At 60.8% G+C, this 16,011-nt stretch carries 13 protein-coding genes; 4 read left to right on the forward strand and 9 right to left on the reverse strand.

What is annotated here, in order from left to right; translation table 11 throughout:
• Position 1 precedes the first annotated feature (1 nt).
• From P6U30_RS27365 to P6U30_RS27395, 7 genes are all read right to left on the reverse strand, one after another.
• The gene (locus P6U30_RS27365; protein WP_407165958.1) at positions 2 to 1,156 is read right to left on the reverse strand and encodes a M24 family metallopeptidase; all 1,155 of its coding nucleotides are present in this window, start codon (positions 1,154 to 1,156) and stop codon (positions 2 to 4) included.
• Positions 1,157 to 1,490: 334 nt separating this feature from the next.
• A complete protein-coding gene (locus P6U30_RS27370; protein ID WP_407165959.1) occupies positions 1,491 to 2,627 on the reverse strand; it encodes an SfnB family sulfur acquisition oxidoreductase in 1,137 nt (378 codons plus the stop codon).
• A gap of 110 nt (positions 2,628 to 2,737) precedes the next feature.
• The gene (locus P6U30_RS27375; protein WP_407165960.1) at positions 2,738 to 3,688 is read right to left on the reverse strand and encodes an arginase family protein; all 951 of its coding nucleotides are present in this window, start codon (positions 3,686 to 3,688) and stop codon (positions 2,738 to 2,740) included.
• A complete protein-coding gene (locus P6U30_RS27380; RefSeq protein ID WP_407165961.1) occupies positions 3,685 to 4,812 on the reverse strand; it encodes an ABC transporter substrate-binding protein in 1,128 nt (375 codons plus the stop codon). The genes P6U30_RS27375 and P6U30_RS27380 overlap by 4 nt, the downstream gene beginning before the upstream one ends.
• 11 nt (positions 4,813 to 4,823) lie before the next feature.
• The gene (locus tag P6U30_RS27385) at positions 4,824 to 5,633 is read right to left on the reverse strand and encodes an ABC transporter permease (protein ID WP_407165962.1); all 810 of its coding nucleotides are present in this window, start codon (positions 5,631 to 5,633) and stop codon (positions 4,824 to 4,826) included.
• Positions 5,634 to 5,635: 2 nt separating this feature from the next.
• Positions 5,636 to 6,526 (reverse strand): ABC transporter permease, encoded by an 891-nt coding sequence (locus P6U30_RS27390; RefSeq protein ID WP_407165963.1) that lies wholly within the window; start codon positions 6,524 to 6,526, stop codon positions 5,636 to 5,638.
• Positions 6,523 to 7,737: an ABC transporter ATP-binding protein gene (locus P6U30_RS27395; protein WP_407165964.1), complete on the reverse strand. Its 1,215-nt coding sequence runs from the start codon at positions 7,735 to 7,737 to the stop codon at positions 6,523 to 6,525. The genes P6U30_RS27390 and P6U30_RS27395 overlap by 4 nt, the downstream gene beginning before the upstream one ends.
• Positions 7,738 to 8,029: 292 nt before the next feature.
• Between P6U30_RS27395 and P6U30_RS27400 the strand changes: the two genes are divergently transcribed.
• The gene (locus P6U30_RS27400) at positions 8,030 to 8,959 is read left to right on the forward strand and encodes an MBL fold metallo-hydrolase (RefSeq protein WP_407165965.1); all 930 of its coding nucleotides are present in this window, start codon (positions 8,030 to 8,032) and stop codon (positions 8,957 to 8,959) included.
• A 72-nt stretch (positions 8,960 to 9,031) separates the two neighbouring features.
• Here P6U30_RS27400 and P6U30_RS27405 read toward each other — a convergent pair whose 3' ends face one another.
• The gene (locus P6U30_RS27405) at positions 9,032 to 9,538 is read right to left on the reverse strand and encodes a TetR/AcrR family transcriptional regulator (RefSeq protein WP_407165966.1); all 507 of its coding nucleotides are present in this window, start codon (positions 9,536 to 9,538) and stop codon (positions 9,032 to 9,034) included.
• 202 nt (positions 9,539 to 9,740) lie between these two features.
• The gene (locus P6U30_RS27410) at positions 9,741 to 10,712 is read right to left on the reverse strand and encodes a helix-turn-helix domain-containing protein (RefSeq protein WP_407165967.1); all 972 of its coding nucleotides are present in this window, start codon (positions 10,710 to 10,712) and stop codon (positions 9,741 to 9,743) included.
• Between the two features lie 199 nt (positions 10,713 to 10,911).
• Here P6U30_RS27410 and P6U30_RS27415 point away from each other — a divergent pair, with 199 nt between their 5' ends.
• The 3 genes from P6U30_RS27415 to P6U30_RS27425 all read left to right on the forward strand — a co-directional run bounded on the left by P6U30_RS27415 (position 10,912) and on the right by P6U30_RS27425 (position 16,002).
• Positions 10,912 to 12,444 carry an MFS transporter gene (locus P6U30_RS27415; RefSeq protein ID WP_407165968.1) on the forward strand — a complete coding sequence of 511 codons (1,533 nt, stop codon included), beginning with the start codon at positions 10,912 to 10,914 and terminating at the stop codon, positions 12,442 to 12,444.
• Between the two features lie 667 nt (positions 12,445 to 13,111).
• Complete coding sequence (locus tag P6U30_RS27420; RefSeq protein ID WP_407165969.1) at positions 13,112 to 14,353, forward strand: aldehyde dehydrogenase family protein; 1,242 nt, start codon at positions 13,112 to 13,114, stop codon at positions 14,351 to 14,353.
• Entirely contained in the window at positions 14,275 to 16,002 is a 1,728-nt protein-coding gene (locus tag P6U30_RS27425) for a thiamine pyrophosphate-binding protein (RefSeq protein WP_407165970.1), read from the forward strand. The genes P6U30_RS27420 and P6U30_RS27425 overlap by 79 nt, the downstream gene beginning before the upstream one ends.
• The last annotated feature ends 9 nt before the right edge of the window (positions 16,003 to 16,011 follow it).

Consider the following 16,011-nt stretch of genomic DNA (forward strand, 5'->3'; position numbering starts at 1 on the left):
TTCACGCGATGAGTGGAAGTGAATGGTCAAGCGCCGAAAGGCGCTCGGGTGCTTGATCGGTCACGATGAACGTCTCGCCCAGGCTCATCGCAAGGCCCGCTTCGCTGTCGAGAAGGATCATATGCAGGAAGATCACCATACCCGGCGTAATGGATACTGGATTGCCTGCATAAGCCATTGGCCACTCCATCCAGGTTGGTGGATAGGCATTTCCGAGGCTATAGCCACATGCGTTGAGTCTCGCGTGCTGGAACCCGTGGCGATCGAGTACATCGGCGTGAGCATCGAACAAATCACCGAAAGTAGATCCCCGCTTCAGGCGCTGCTGGCAGGCGCAAAGCGCCTCAACCGCTGCGGCATGCATGCGACGTTGCGTGGCGCTCGCCTGCCCGACCAACGCTGTTCGCATGAGGACCACATGGTAGTGACGATATGCCGCCGCGAACTCCACCGTCACCTGATCGATCGCTCCGATCGTTCCTTTGCCGGTGAAATAGCGGCACTGCAGGGCGTTATCGCCGGCCCCGCAGACGAAACGTCCCGCCGCCGGATCGCCTCCCGCCTTGAGGACCGTGCCGTACAGTTCGGCCAGGATGTCGGACTCGGAATTTCCGGGTGCGCACTTGGCCAGTCCGTTTCGCCATGCCAAATCAGCAATGCGGCCGGCCTCGCGAACATAGACAAGTTCGGCGGGAGATTTGATAAGACGCAGACCCGAGATCAGCTCGGACGCATCCTCCAACTTGGCGTCCTTGGCAAAGGCGGCGTCCACCAACTTGCCGCGCTGCGTATTGAGCGTCGTGGCGCCATACTCAACACCTATTCGGCTGGCGAATGCGAAGCGATCACGGATCTCGCCAAATAGCGTCTCTGCCGGATTTGCGCTATGCCGGTCGACCCAGAGGCGCACATCGTCGATTGTCGACGTTAGCCGAGCCTGTCGGATGTCGGCAGAACGCGTCAGCAACACCATATCGCCTGCAGCACCGAACCATAGACACTGAAACTGCGAGTATCCGGATGTGTCATAGCCGGTGAGCCAATACATGCTCTCCTGTCGGAATATTAAAAGGCCCGACAGGCCAAGTCGGCTCAGCTCATTTTGCAGTCGCTGCTGTCGCGCCTCGAACTCGGAGCGCGTGAAGTGAAGCGCCATTTGATCCCCGCAATATGCCCGCCATTGTGAACTCCTCGCAATTCGTCTCGCCTGTCCGATTTTAGGCAACCGAGTCCGACAACTTCGCCGCAAAGCTCATCATATCGATGGTATTTGGCCCGGATCGAAATCGACTAGAAGCACGAATGACAATTTTCGTGAACATCATGCCAAGCATGAGCGTCTCGTTTTCGCTTTGGTTGCTTGTATCCCGCAAGTCCTCCTATCGTCAGATCTTCGACGCCTTCCGAGTTCGTCCGGCGGCGATAAGGCCCGCAGCTCGTGGTTCCTCGCAGAGTTGACGAAGGCTGGCTCACGGGCTTCGCCTTGCTGATCACCTCGCGGCGCCCATTTTCAAGCCCAGTTGTGAAGGGGGGGGATTTCGTTCGTTCAGCACATAATTTCCGATCAAATGGTACTTCCACCGCACCGGGTCATGCAGGGTATGCGTGCGCGCGTTGCGCCAATGCCGATCGAGGTTGAGGCTTGTGCGAGCACTGCTTGCGCCGCCAAATTCGAATAGCTTGGATGAGGCAAACAGCGCCGTATCGTTTGCCAGCACCTTTGCCTCGGCGACCGCTACGGAAGCACGCGCAACATCCGCCACGTCATGATGCTCCCGAACAGTATCCATGAGGCGGGCTGCCCGTTCCACCATCGCGCTGGCCGAGTGCACCCGGATTTGGAAATCACCGAGCGCGGCAATCGTATGAGGGTCATCCTGCGGACGCTCCACTCCACTGTCGATCCACGGGCGCGACGCCGCGCGCGCAAGCCGTACCGCTTCCGCAAAGGAGGCCCGCGCAATTCCGAGGTCGATCGCGGCATGCAAGAGTTGGGCGAACGGACCGCTCAAGCTCGGACTTGAAAACGATTTGTGACGCTCCACGACATACGCTGGATTGACTGCAACGTCCTCGGCAATCACCGTGCCGCTTGCTGACGTTCGTTGCCCGAACCCGTTCCAGTCGTCGACGACGGATAGTCCGACAGCATCACGCTCGACATAGGCATAAACGACATTGCCATCATCGTCGACGCTGGAGATGGGTATCCAATCCGCGAACAACGCGTTGGTGCAATAGACCTTGTGGGCATTCAGTCTGAGGCCCGTGGCCGTCCGGCTGATGCGGCCGCGGATATCCTGCACGTTCCTTCCGCCGGCCTCGGCGAACGCATTGCCGATCACCTTACCTCGTAGCACTTCAGCAAAAAAGAAACGCTTCTGCTCCTCAGTGCCGATGCGATGCAAGTTCTCGAGCAACAGATAGTTGTTCTGCGGAAGCTGGCCAATCGACGGATCGGCCTCCGAAATGATCGCCACGACCTCGATGATGGTTTCGAACGAAACCCCGGCGCCCCCGAATTCGGGTCGGATGCCGATCCCCCACAATCCGCTACGGACAAATTGCCTAACCTCCTCGTGCGGCAGGCGGCGTTCCCTGTCGCGTTCTGACGCGCCGTCGGCCAACGCTGGGGCAAGCTCTCGCGCAACTGCAAGCGCCTCCTCGGACGTACGGATCACTCGAGTTGTGGCGCGCGTGGACGCGCGGTTCAAATGCGTGACAGGAGACGCTACATTCATGGCGGTTGCAACCTTTCGGACGCCTGGTGTGCGGTGGCCAGGCCGACGAGAAATTCGAAGATGATGCGGGCGCAAAGAAAGGCGGCGAGACCCGCGGCATCATGGGGTGGGCTAACGCAGTTGATGTCAATCGCAACGATGTTCATCCGGCGGAGCGATCGCGCCACCTGCAAGCCTTCACGGGCCGTAACGCCCTCCCAGCTCGGGGTGATGACGCCCGGCGCCACGGACGGATCGAAGAAGTCCATATCCCAGCAAACATAGACGGGACGACCGGCCAGCTGCAGCCTCACTTCGTCGAATACCGCAGCGATGCCGCGGTCCAGCAGTTGCGCGATCGTTACGAGCTGATAGCCAAGCTGGCGGGCATGCGCATAGAGGCCCCTCGAGGAGACCGGACCGCGCAACCCGATATGGAACGATGCTTTCGGGTCGATCAGCCGTGCCTCGGCGGCCCGATGGAAAGCCGCCGGTCCGACATTTCCGACCAGCGGATAGGCATCCGTATGCGCGTCCAGATGCACGACCGCAAGCTCCGGGTAGCGGCGCGACACCGCGCGGAGGAGCGGCAGCGTGACACTGCCGTCCCCTCCGATCATCATCGGAACCGCGTTCGTGTTGACGAGAGTGCCGGCGAACTCGGCGATAGCCCGCTGGGAGGCGTCGAGGTCACCGTGCTGCACGCGCGCGTCCCCTACGTCGACCAGTCCGAGCGCGGCCACGACGTCGCAATCGGTGTCGGGATCTACCGTGCGCAACTGGATCGACTGCTCGCGAACACTCCTGGGGCCAAGCCGCGAGCCCAGGCGCGAGGCGTGCTGGCCGGCATCGAACGGAAGTCCGCCGATGACGGCTCGCGATCGCGGCGGGACGCGAGCCGCGAAGGGCGCACCCATGAAGGTGAGCGGCGCTGCCGCGTCAATTAGAGCCTCGCCCGCCATGCTCATGACGCAAGGGCGTCGAGGTAGCGATTCTGGACCTCGAAATAGTTTCTAGCGTACCACTCGGCATCGGTCGCCACCTGACGTGCGAGGTTTTCGGGCGACCCGGGATTTTGCTCCTGCAGTTCGGCTGGAACGAGCTTGTTCGCGGCCGGATTAATCGGTCCCCAGCCCAGGCGCGCGAGCAGCGCCACCTGAAGCGCCGGATCTTGCGATAGTGCCACCCATCGCCAGGCATCCTTGGCGTTCTTCGTTCCTTTCAGAACGTTCCACGCGGCAATCAGGAGAATGGCCTCATTGAAGTGATAGTTGACCCGTCCCTTGGTGTCCTCTTTCACGCCTTGCGCCCGCGTGTTCCAGAGGCTGCCGACCGAGACCTCTCCCGATCGCAGCAACTGCTGGGCCTCGGACGTGTTGCTGTAGAAGATCGTGTCCTTCTTGATGGCCCGGACCTTCTCCAAGCCGCGATCGACATCGAGCGGGTACAGTTTGTCCCGTTCAACACCGTCCGCCAGCAGGGCCGATTCCAGAACACCTTCGACATTGTTGCGCAGGGCACGCTTTCCCTGGAACGTCCGCGTGTCCCAGAAATCCCTCCAGGTCCGCGGCGGTGCCGTACCGAACCGCGCGCTGTCGTAAGTGATGACAAAAGAGAAGAAGTACGAGCCGACGCCCCATTCGGTACGAAACTGGCTTGGCACCGCGTTGAGGTCGACGATGGATTCATCGACTTTTTCCAAAAGGCCTTGCCGGCCGAGCTCCAGCGCGGACAAGAGGTTTCGGTCGGCCACATCCCATGCGACACTGCCCGATTCAACCATGGCCTTGATCTTACCGGGCGTGGGGCCCGTGGTGTCGAATGCGACTCGGCTGCCCGGATAGCGCTTGACGTATTCCGCCGCGAGGACGTCGCGATGCGCGGGAAGCGCGTCGCCACCCCAATTGGCAACGACGAGCTCGCTTTGCTGGGCATTTGCGGAAGGTGAGAAGGCCAGCGAACCTGCGCCAACTCCCAGTGCTGACAAGAGCTGAAGGAATTGACGGCGATGGACGGTCTTGCCTTGCGTTGTCGCGCGGAGCGAGCACTCGAGGTGCTGCATATAATCGGCATCTTGGGAAAACTCAGACACGACATCTCCTTTCAATTTGAACCGGCAGCGGCAAGAGCGCGGGCGCCCCGTAACCACAGGAACGAAAGCACCAGCAATGTCGCGGCCAAGGCGAGAGTGCCTAACGCCGCCACGATGGGATCGAGATTTAGGAGGAGGCTCTGCCAGATTTGCTTCGGTAACGTGTTCACGTTGCGACTCGTGATAAACAGCGTCACAACGATCTCGTCCCAGGAGGTAACAAAGGCCAGCACAAAGCCCGCCGCAATACCGCTTTGTATCTGCGGCAACAGCGTCTTCAGGAGCGCTTGTATCGGCGAGGCTCCGAAGCTGCGGGCAAGTTGCAACGTCGCCGGTTGCACCGAGGACAAAGCGGCGGAAATCGAGAGTATGGCAAACGGCAGCCCCTTGACCGCGTGCACGAGTATCGTCCCCGCGAAGCTGTCGAACAGTCCCAGCATCGACAAGGCGCGGTGATAGGCGACGGCGTGAACGATTCCGGGCACGATCAACGGCCCGAGCATCAGCACCCGCAAGAGCCCAACCGCGCGGCCTTGTCTCTGCCATGCACCGAGGCAGAATGCGAGGCCGAGCAGCACAGCAAGAATGGCCGCCACAAACGCGATGCTGACGCTCTGCAGCAGGCTATCGCGCCAAATCTGCTCGCCGAACAGGCGCTGATAGTGCAGTGTGGACAGCCCGCCGTTCGGCATCGACAGGAACCGGGTGTCGCTGAACGACATCGGCACGATCGCAATCAATGGCAGCACGAGGAATGCCACCACAAGAAGGGACATGTAGCGCGCGGGCCCGAACGGGACCACGATCACTGGTGATCGCATGCTCATGTCTTCGGCTTGGCCACCGCCAGGTCGAGAAGATGACTGAACCGCCAGACCAGGCCGCCTGTCACGAGCAGGAGCAAGGTGCTTAGAGTCGTCGCGATGTCCCAGCGCAGTGTTTCCGTCACCTGGACGGATATGAATTCCGCCATCATGACGGTCTTGCCGCCGCCCAGAATGGCGGGCGTCAGATAGAAGCCGAGCGACATGATCGAGGTGATGAACGTCGCTGCCGCCACGCCGGGACGCGACAGAGGCAGGAAGACGCGAATGAACGCTTGGCGGCGATTTGCGCCCAGTGACCGCGCTACCCGGGGTAGCGCTCCCTCGATCCGGGCCATCTGGGCGTAGATCGGCAGGATCGCGTAAGGCAGCATGTAATGCACCATGCCTAACACAACGCCGAACGTATTGCGCACGAGCGACAAAGGATGCTCCAGCCAGCCCCAGTGCAGCAGGATGCCATTGGCTATTCCGCCGGGCGCAAGTAGGGCTATCCATGCGTAGTTGCGGACAAGCACCGAAATCCATAACGGCAGCAGCACACCGGCCAGCATCAGCTTTCGTGCGGCCGGATCGGCCTGCACCAATCCGTAAGCGGTCACGTATGCCAACAGCACCGTGATGCTCACGGTCAGGCAACTGATCCAAAGGGTGGTTGCGACGACCGAGCGAACTGTTGGGTTCAGAAGGACCGCCACGTAATTTCCGGCTCCCGGCTTCGGCACCAGAAAGCTCAGGCCAACCACACCCGCTAGCGGGACGAGGTAGCACGCCACGAGCACGAAGGCGGAGCCAGCCAGCATCCGGTCCTGCACGGACCATTCGTGAACCAATACGATTGGACGGCATGCGCGTGGCGGCCCTCTTTTTACCGTGAGCTCAGGGCTCATGCCGCCAGCTCCGATGAAACCGAGGAGAGCTCGCACGGCGGCGCACCGCCCGGCAGACACCACAGGCGTTCGCTGTCCAAGGTGAGCCAAACGTCCTCGCCGGGCACGATCGGGGGCGCAGCAGCAGGCAACGTGACCATCAAGATGTCGTCGCCTATAGCCACGATGATGTCGGTTGAGGCGCCGAGAAAAGTCCGGCTGACGACCTTGCCGCGAACCCGCTCGTCCGAATGCGATGCTCCACCTCGAACCGGGTCAAGCAAGATGGCTTCGGGACGAACTACAAGGACACAGGGGCCGGGAGTCAGCCGACCAGCTCCGGGCCTTGCCGCAATCCTGTGGCCGTGCCAGTGAAACTGGAGCCTGCCATCGGCTCCGACCCGCGCAATCGTGTCCAGCAAATTGTTCTTGCCGAGAAAGCTCGCAACGAAGCGGCTGGCAGGGCGATCGTAGATCGCGCGAGGCGAACCAATTTGCTCGGCCCGGCCTTGATTCAGCACGACGATGCGGTCGGACAGAGCAAGCGCTTCCTGCTGGTCGTGGGTGACATGGATGAAAGTTGTCCCAACCTGCCGATGAAGCCGAACAAGTTCAGCCTGCAAGTCGCGCCGCAAGGACGCGTCGAGCGCACTCATCGGCTCGTCCAGCAACAACAGATCCGGCTCAAAGGAGAGTGCGCGCGCCAAGGCGACGCGCTGCTGCTGTCCACCGGAAAGATGCATTGGAAGGCGGTCGCCCAGGCCTTCAATTTGCAGGAGTTCCATCACCTCCTGAACACGGTTGTCAATGCGCGTTCTGAGAGTGCGGCGCACGCGCAATGGGAAGGCGATGTTTTCGTAGGCCGTCAAATGAGGAAAAAGGCCGTAACCTTGTGGCACAACACCAAAGCGACGCGCCTCCGGCGGAAGGCGCGTGATGTCGTCCCCGTTCAGGGAGACGCAGCCGCGGTCCGGCTCCGTGAAGCCAGCGAGGACCGCAAGCAGAGTCGACTTGCCGGACCCGGATGGCCCCAGCAACGTCAAGAATTCGCCGCGAGCAACGTCGAGAGAAATAGACTCCAACGCATTCAGCACGCCGTAGCGCTTGCTGATGCCATCAAGTGTGAGGAAATTCGATGACATCATGGGTCGCTCGCCTTCGTGCGCGGGTCCGACCGGAAGCATGACCAAGGCGACATTCTGATGATCTCGAAATGAATAGGGCTGGCTCAAGAAGCGCCAATGATGTTGTCGCCGATGCGTAATGTCGAGGGCAGCAACGAAAAAGCGATGAACCCACCACGCTCAGGCTGCGGACACGTTTTCTGTTTCGTGTTTAATCCATTCTTGGAAATGCCGTTGCGTATCGTGTCGCGACAAATGCCGAGTTGAGTGGGCCTGACGTGGCAATCGCGTCAACGGAAGGCTGCTCTCGCCGCTGCGTGCACGACTACGTTCACGAGCTCGGTCGTTGCATGCCGCCCGTTGTGATGACGCCTCGTCGCGATCAGCCAAACAGAATGGCATGATGTTCACGACAAATGTCATCCCTGCCACTGGCCAGCGCGTATGCGCGCGAACGATCATTCATTACTGCAGGCCCACCATTGTCTTTCGATGCTGGCGTCGCCTGAGCCGCAACCTCGAAATCAAGCTCACGAGGAATACGTCGATGAAACTGAGGCTTTTGCGCAATGCAACGCTAAAACTTGAGGTGGCCGGCCGCACGATCTTGGTCGATCCTTTTTTTGCGCCGAAACACAGTCGGCCAGCCAATGCGGGGCGATCGCGCAATCCGCTACTGGATCTTCCGAGCAGCACCGACGAGATTCTGACCGGTGTTGAGCTTGTCATCGTCTCTCATCTACACTCGGATCATTTCGATCCCCTCGCTCAATCGCTGGTGCCAAAGCAACTGCCTCTGATCTGCCAGCCTGTCGATGAGCACAAGATTCGCTCCTTCGGCTTCGAGAACGTGACGCCACTAACCGAGGCCATCGATTGGCAGGGCATCAAATTGACGCGGCGGGACGGACGGCATGGCTTTGGGGCCGTTGTCGAGAAGATGGGCCCCGTCATCGGCTTCAGCATCGAAGCCCCGAACGAACCAACGCTCTACTGGTCGGGCGATACGGTGTTCTATCCGCCCGTCGAGGCGACGATACGTGATACTCGCCCCGACGTCATTGTTATCCATCCCTGCGGCGCGCTGTGGGAGGGCGAGCAGATCGCCATGGACGCCGAACAGGCGGTGGCGGTCTGTAATGCCGCACCTCAAGCTGTCGTCGTCGCGACCCACCTCGATTCGCTGGATCACGCAACGGTCGGGCGCACCGATTTGCGGAAACATGCGCTCGCGCGCGGAATATCTGTCGCGCAGCTCCGTATCCCAGACGACGGGGAGACTCTTGAGTTCGGCCCCGCCATCGCAGCTCACCGGACTGCAGCGGAGTAACAGGAACCCGCAGTCGGCGGGCCTCGGCTCTTGCGGTCCGCCCGCCGTATTTCAAACCGCCTCAGGAAGCTCTCATGCCTTGAGCGAGGGCTCAAATGCTTCCCATGCCTTGATGGCCGCGTCACGTTTGCCCGTCACATAGGCCAGCGCGGTGGCTCCTTCGACGAGAAGCATGATACGCGTTGCTAACTGTTTGGATGACTCAATCCCCTGGTCGACCAGGACAGATGCGATATATCGTTCCATGTCGCGCTTGTAGCGAACCACCACGCGGCGGACAGCGGAATTTTCGTCATGAATTTCGCCCGCAACGTTGTTGAACACGCAACCTTCGAAATTGGCACGACGAAACCACCGATCATGCCAAAGGAATATCGCCTTCACCTTGCCGCGAGAGGAGCGGCTCTGGTCGACAAACGCCTTCAGGGATTCCATGGACCGCCGTGCGCACTCCTCGAGCGCCTCCACGATCAGTGCCTCCTTGGATCCAAACTGATTGTACATCGTCATCTTGGTGACGCCGGATTCCGCTATGATTCGCTCGATACCGATGGCTTGAATGCCTTCGAGCTCAAACAAGCGGATCGCCGTCTCCAGGATTTTTTGTCTCTTCGATTGCATTAGACAAGAACGGATTGATTTCGCCAACTCAAGACTAGAGCACGAGCGGGCCCGACGCCATAGCAGGCTTGGCACGTCTCCCCATCGCTTGCCGAGACGTAAGCGCGCAGGTGACGGGCACCGTCCCGCGAGGCAGCCGCAGCGCTATGCCATCTTGCGGTCAGTAGCTGCGGCGTTTTTCCGGAAAGGTCTTTTGAAAACAGGCCCGGTAACGCGTCGGGCTCGTCGCCAGATGTGCGCGAAAATGGTGGCGCAAGGTATCGACAGAGCCGAACCCCGACATCTCGGCAACTTGTTCGATAGTGGCCCGAGTATCCTCGAGCAGCATCTTCGCGTGGTTCATCCGTTCGAGCGTGATCCACTCGCCCGGCATGGCACCCGTGGCATCCACGAAACGTCGGATGAAAGTCCGGCGCGACATGCGAGCTCGCTCTGCAAGCCTCTCGATAGCCAGGTCTTCTTCGAGGTTCTGCTTGATCCAGGCCAGGAGATCACCCATGGAATTCCGCACGGGCCGTGTGCGACGAGGAATGTACTGGGCCTGGCCTCCTTCCCGATGAGCTGGAACGACCAATCGGCGCGCAACATCGTTGGCAGCTCGGGTCCCGAAATCGCGCTCGACGATGTGAATACAAAGATCCAATCCGGCAGCGCGTCCTGCGGAACTCAGGATGTCTCCATCGTCGACGTATAGAACGCGGGAATCGACTTCAATATCCGGGTACTTTCGCTTAAGTGCTTCGGCTTGAGCCCAATGCACGGCGGCCCGCCGCCCCGACAATAGGCCAGTCGCCGCCAGCACGAACACACCTGCACAGATCGTCGCAATCCTGGTGCCGCGGGCGTGGGCCGCCCTCAGGCGCTGAAGAATGTTACGTGGCGGGAGCGCATCGATATCCTGCCAGCCCGGCACAATCACGGTCTCTGCGTCGTTCAGCGCATCCAACCCCCTGCCGGCTTTGATCTGAACGCTGCACGAACTCGACGTCGCTCCGCGCTTTCGATCGCCGCAGACTGCCACGTCGTACCAATCGGGGCCCATGTTGGGCAGACCAAACACCTCCATGGCGATGCCGAGCTCAAAGGTGTTGACCCCGTCATAGGTCAGAATAGCGATCTTCGGAGCGCTCATGAGACGTCACCCGCGCAGTTGACACGATATTCATCATAATCGGCATTCGTGCCAGTGGTCAATCGAGCCACGCCGCGCCAGGATCATCCGCTGACATGTTGCTCGATGCCGAACGCATGTCGTGCGCATAACACCGCGGTTCGCGCACAGGCACCGCTTCGGCGCTGCCGACAATGCGAGCTCGGCGGACAGCGAGACTTTGTGCATCGAGCGTCGAAGCACAGCCAGGGAGCTTCCTATGAAACTCGCGTCGTCGGCCGACCAGAATGTAGCCCAGGGACACCTTGTCGGCATTGGACTCGTCCAAGCTCCGGGCAAGCCTGAACGTGACCGCTGGTACTCGCTGGCGGTGCTGGTGTCGGGGATATTCATGACGACCCTCGACCTATTTATCGTCAACGTCGCACTGGAGCGGATTCGGCAGAGCCTGCATGCGACTCCCGCCGATCTGCAACTGGTGATGGTCGCCTATAGCGCGGCCTATGGCGTATTTCTGATGAACTGCGCTCGCCTCGGCGATCTGTATGGCCGAAAGCGGCTCTTCCTGATTGGAACGGGCGTCTTCACCGTTGCATCGGCCATGTGCGGAGTGGCGTCATCGGCAGCCTTCCTCATCGCTGCGAGAGTCCTGCAAGGCATCGGCGCAGCGCTCCTGATGCCCCAGATACTGGCAACTATCCGCGTATTGTTCGAAGGCGAAACCCGCCCAAAGGCGTTTAGCATCATGGGCATCGTCCAGGGCTTGGCTTCACCGATCGCGCAGATCGGCGGAGGGTTGCTCGTCACCTTCGACCTGTTCGGCCTCGGCTGGCGCCTCGTCTTCCTGATCAACGTCCCGGTCGGCCTGTTGATGCTCGTGCTCGGCTCGATGTGGATCATCGAAACCAGGGCCCCGGTTCCCGCCCGATTGGACGTCAGGGGGGCGATCATCCTCGCCTCGGCTCTGCTGATCCTGTTCGTTCCGTTCCTCGAAGGCCAGGATCACGGCTGGCCATGGTGGTCGATCATTCTCCCCATCAGTTCGATCGCGGCTTTCTATCTGTTTGCGCGCTTCGAAGCTGCGCTTGTGCGCCGGGGCGAGGTTCCCATCTTCGACATCACCATGCTGTCCAACCGCCGCCTGCTCGCCGGCGTGACCGGCGTATTCCTGTTCTTCGCCTCGATCAGCTCGTTCTTCCTATCGCTTACATTGCTCCTGCAAGCCGGCCTCGGCTACAGCCCGTTTGTTGCCGGCCTGATCTTCACTCCTACCGCGCTTGCGTTCATCACAGCTGCGCGTCTCAGCCCCGTTATCGTACGGCAGTTGGGGGGCCGATCCCTGCTGCTGGGCGTCGCCGCCTTTTTCATCGGACTCACGCTGTCCGTCCTTGTCGCCTTCATCGTTCCGACCAGCGCGCCGCTGCTGATTGCCTCACTGATCTTCAATGGCTTCGGCCAGGGCCTGACCATTCCGCTCGCCCTCAACGCCAACCTTTCCACGGTTCCCGAAGCGCAGGCCGGCATGGCCTCCGGAATGGTCGGTACGATGCAGACATTGGGAGCGGCATTTGGCGTCGCGATCGTCGGCGTGATCTTCTTCGCCGATCTGTCGGATCCGCTCGCGTTCACGTTGGAAACCAGGAGCTATCACTACGGACACGCTCTCGGCACGGCGACCTGTTTCAATTTGTTAGCAACGGCGCTGAGCGCGCTTTGCTTCCTCTATCTCACCACTCGCACAAAGCCCGCTTGAGCACGAGCCGCAGCAAGCGCATCGGATGGGCAGCACCGAGCACGACGTGAAGCCCGGAATTCCTGTCACAATTAGCAGATGAGTTTGTCAGGCGTGCTCATCGCGCGTCCTATGCACGACGAAGCGGCAACGTACTCCGCCCAACCCAGATCTCCGCATTGGTCACGCGCGCCAGCAGCAAGAACGTTCATGCTGCGGCGACACGTCTCACAGCATTGGATGCACAGCGAGGCACGGCCTGATCGAAAGCTTCGTTACATTCTCACATAGATTGCAAATCGTGCCTTGACTCGAGGCATCGTCGCCATAAAACTAGACTGACCGGTCGATCTAGTTCACGACAAACCGCAGAAACCGGACCGCAACCAGATCTCTTAATCAACGAATCGGAGCGCGCCCGTTCTCGACAAAAGAACGGGTTAGCGGCGCCATGCCTTTGGTCGCCGCCCGATTTGTCGTGCAACGATGTAGGTGGCCGATGCAAATCTGTTAGCTTCGAACTAGACGGGCGATACGCGTTGCGCACGATGCGCAACGCCGGGCGGCTGGTTCGTGCCTCAATCGCTACAGATGATCGGCGAGGCCTTACGCCACGCGGCGCAACAGCACCGGACATCTGACCAAAGCTATGTTCGACACTCCTGGAAACAGCAAAAAGGCGCTATCCATGAATCGTCTCAATGATGCCTTCCCTGCAGTCGACAACGTCGCGACCGCGCCTCCGATTCTCGAGGCGGACCGGCTGGATGCGATTGAGAGGCTTCGGGACTATCTGCGTTCCGAACGAGCCGCGGTCCTCGACATCCTTACCGAAGCGGCGACGTTCCAGGCGGCTGAAGCCGAGATCCAGGCGTCTGAACGTGCGTTGGCGGGCGCAGCGGATGAAGTGATCAACAATCGGCCAAAGGCGCTGAACCACCTCGCCGCCTTCATGCCGTCCAACGTTCTCCTCTATTCCTACATCCTGTATGCCGTCGTTCCTTCACTCTACATTCGCAAGATTTCGCTGCGGCCGTCGAGCTATGTGAAAGAGCCGATGGAGCGGCTGCACCGGCTGCTCGCCCCGACTCACCGATTGCCGATCGATGTTGTGACGTATGAGCAGAAGGTTTTCGTCGAGCGGGTCGCGCGGGACGCGGATGTCGTCGTGTTCACCGGAACGTTCGGCAACTCGGAGAAGCTGCGAAAATCGCTGCCGCGCGAACAGCTCTTTGTCTTCTTTGGACAAGGGGTGAACCCGTTTATCGTTGGCCCACTGGCGGATTTCGACAAGGCGATCCACGATCTCATTCAAGTGCGCCTGTTCAATTCGGGGCAGGACTGCATGGGCCCCGACGCGATTTTCGTGCCGAAAAGCCACAGCGCCGTGTTCCTCGAACGGCTTCAACTGGCCCTGGAGAAGCTGAAGTTCGGGTCCCGCAAACATGCCGATGCCGATTACGGGCCGCTGTTCTACGGCTCGGCGCTGGACGAAATCTCCAAATATCTTTTGGAAAATGAGCAGCGGATCGTCCATGGCGGCGCAGTCCGATACTCCACGCGGCATGTCGAGCCCACGGTCATCTTTAGTTCGCTGCACAATCGTGCCGACATCGTCGAGTTCTTTGGCCCGATCTTCAATGTCATCGCTTACGACAGCACCGAGGACCTCGTCCGCGAACTCTCGCTGGATATCTATACCGAGCGCGCGCTGGGTGCGAGCGTCTACGCGGTCCCGGAGATAGAGGAGTTCCTGCGCAAGCGACACATGGTCTCCGTCAACTGCACGCTCTTCGACATTGAGGACGGCAACACCCCGTTCGGTGGCTATGGCCGAATGGCCAACTACGCATGGCGCAACGGCGATCTTCGTATCGAGCCGATTCTGCTGTCCCAGACCATCGCCCGCATGGTGGGGCAACGGCCATGAGTCAAGCGCTGCCCGCATGGACGGAGGTCGCCCGGTTCATCGAAGCATCCGGCACCAACCCGGTGTTCGGAATTCCGGGCGACGACCTCAGCATCCTGAAAGCGCTCGAGGGGCGCAATATCACCTTCGTTGTCGCCAAGGACCAGCGCAACGCGATGTTCATGGCGACCGGTTATGCGCTGGCCTCGCGCAAGCTCGGCATCTGCATCGTGGGCAAGGGACCGGCGGTCACCAACACGCTGACGGGCGTGCTGGAAAGCCGCGCCTCGTGCGCGCCTGTGGTGCTGGTCGCCGTCGGCACGGCGCGCCATCGCCTCGGCGCGCGCGCGTTCCAGGAATTCGACCAGACCGCAGTGATCCGGCCGCTGGTGAAGTGGGCCTACCGAGTCGAGCACGCGAGCCAGCTGCAGTGGGCGATCCAGCGGGCGGCCTTCATTGCCACGAACGATAGCCCCGGGCCGACCTATGTCGAAATTCCAGAAGACCTCGCCGACGTCCCGGCAACGGACGTCGCCTACGATCCGCCGATCCGGCATCATCCTTATCTGTCTGCCTCGGCTGCCGCGGAGGTCCAGAGATTCATCCGACGCCTGGCACGGCCGCTCTTCCTGCTCGGTGGCGGCGCACTCGATGGAAACAGGACGGTCGGCTACCACGAATTGGCAGCCAGAGTCGGCGCTGCGGTGTTCACCACCGCATCGGGCCGCGGCGCGGTCAACGAGCAGCATCCGCTATTCTGCGGCCTGGCCGGCCTCTATACGGCAAAGCCGCTGCGCGAACTGTGGGAGCACTGTGACGGCTTGGTGAGCTTCGGTAGCCGTCTGGAGGAGACAGCAACGCTGCTGCTGGATTCCAAGCGCCTCCACGGACGCGTGCTCCAGATCAATATCACGAGCGAGGAGATGTCGACGGCATATTCCGGCCCGAAGATCGTCGCCTCGTGCGATGGCATCACCGATCGGTTGTTGCAGGATGATGATTTCGGCAGTCGGCCAGCTTGGCTGGAGCAGATTCGGCGCAGCAAGGCCATCAGCTTCGAGACACGAACGGCCTCCCTCAAGCAAGCCGGGCAGACTGACGCCGTTTCGCTGCCGGCGGTGATGGAACAACTCGAAGCCGCACTGCCGCGCGACAGCATTCTGGTGCAGGAAAATGGTCTGCTCGACATGTGGTCGTACTTCTATCCCTCGTTCGCGCTCGGCAGCGACCAGCGATCCATCGTCCCGAGCGAGCAGACCAGCCTTGGCTTCGGTGTCGCCGCAGCGATCGGCGCGAAGGCTGCCAGGCCTGAGCGGCCGGTTGTCGCGCTGGTGGGCGATGGGGCCTTCAACATCGCTCGCGCCGACCTGTTCACGTCGATCCACTACGGCCTGCCGGTCACCTACGTCGTTCTTAACAACCAAGGATTCGGCTGGCTGGAATACCAGTGGCGCAAGCGCGGCTTCGAGAACGCGCGGTTCGGGCTTGAGAGCAGCTTTGCCACGATCGCGCGAGGCGTCGGGCACCTTCCCGTGGAGAACATCGGAAGTTTCCGCGGCCAACTCGTCGCGGCACTCGAGCGCAACAGCCAGGGGCAGACCGCGATCGTAGACGTGCGCGTGACCAGCCTCCAGCCCGCGCCGGGCGTCGAGGACTTCGAAAGTACCTAGGACCGATCC

The sequence above is a fragment of the Bradyrhizobium sp. ORS 111 genome (assembly GCF_045571485.1).
In the GTDB taxonomy this organism is placed as follows: Bacteria; Pseudomonadota; Alphaproteobacteria; order Rhizobiales; family Xanthobacteraceae; genus Bradyrhizobium.

Excerpts from the sequence above, each read along its gene's own strand:
- P6U30_RS27365 (WP_407165958.1), bottom strand. The coding sequence starts at position 1,156 with ATGGCGCTTCACTTCACGCGCTCCGAGTTCGAGGCGCGACAGCAGCGA.
- P6U30_RS27375 (WP_407165960.1), bottom strand. The coding sequence starts at position 3,688 with ATGAGCATGGCGGGCGAGGCTCTAATTGACGCGGCAGCGCCGCTCACC.
- P6U30_RS27385 (WP_407165962.1), bottom strand. The coding sequence starts at position 5,633 with ATGCGATCACCAGTGATCGTGGTCCCGTTCGGGCCCGCGCGCTACATG.
- P6U30_RS27390 (WP_407165963.1), bottom strand. The coding sequence starts at position 6,526 with ATGAGCCCTGAGCTCACGGTAAAAAGAGGGCCGCCACGCGCATGCCGT.
- P6U30_RS27400 (WP_407165965.1), top strand. The coding sequence starts at position 8,030 with ATGATGTTCACGACAAATGTCATCCCTGCCACTGGCCAGCGCGTATGC.
- P6U30_RS27410 (WP_407165967.1), bottom strand. The coding sequence starts at position 10,712 with ATGAGCGCTCCGAAGATCGCTATTCTGACCTATGACGGGGTCAACACC.
- P6U30_RS27420 (WP_407165969.1), top strand. The coding sequence starts at position 13,112 with ATGAATCGTCTCAATGATGCCTTCCCTGCAGTCGACAACGTCGCGACC.
- P6U30_RS27425 (WP_407165970.1), top strand. The coding sequence starts at position 14,275 with ATGGCGCAACGGCGATCTTCGTATCGAGCCGATTCTGCTGTCCCAGAC.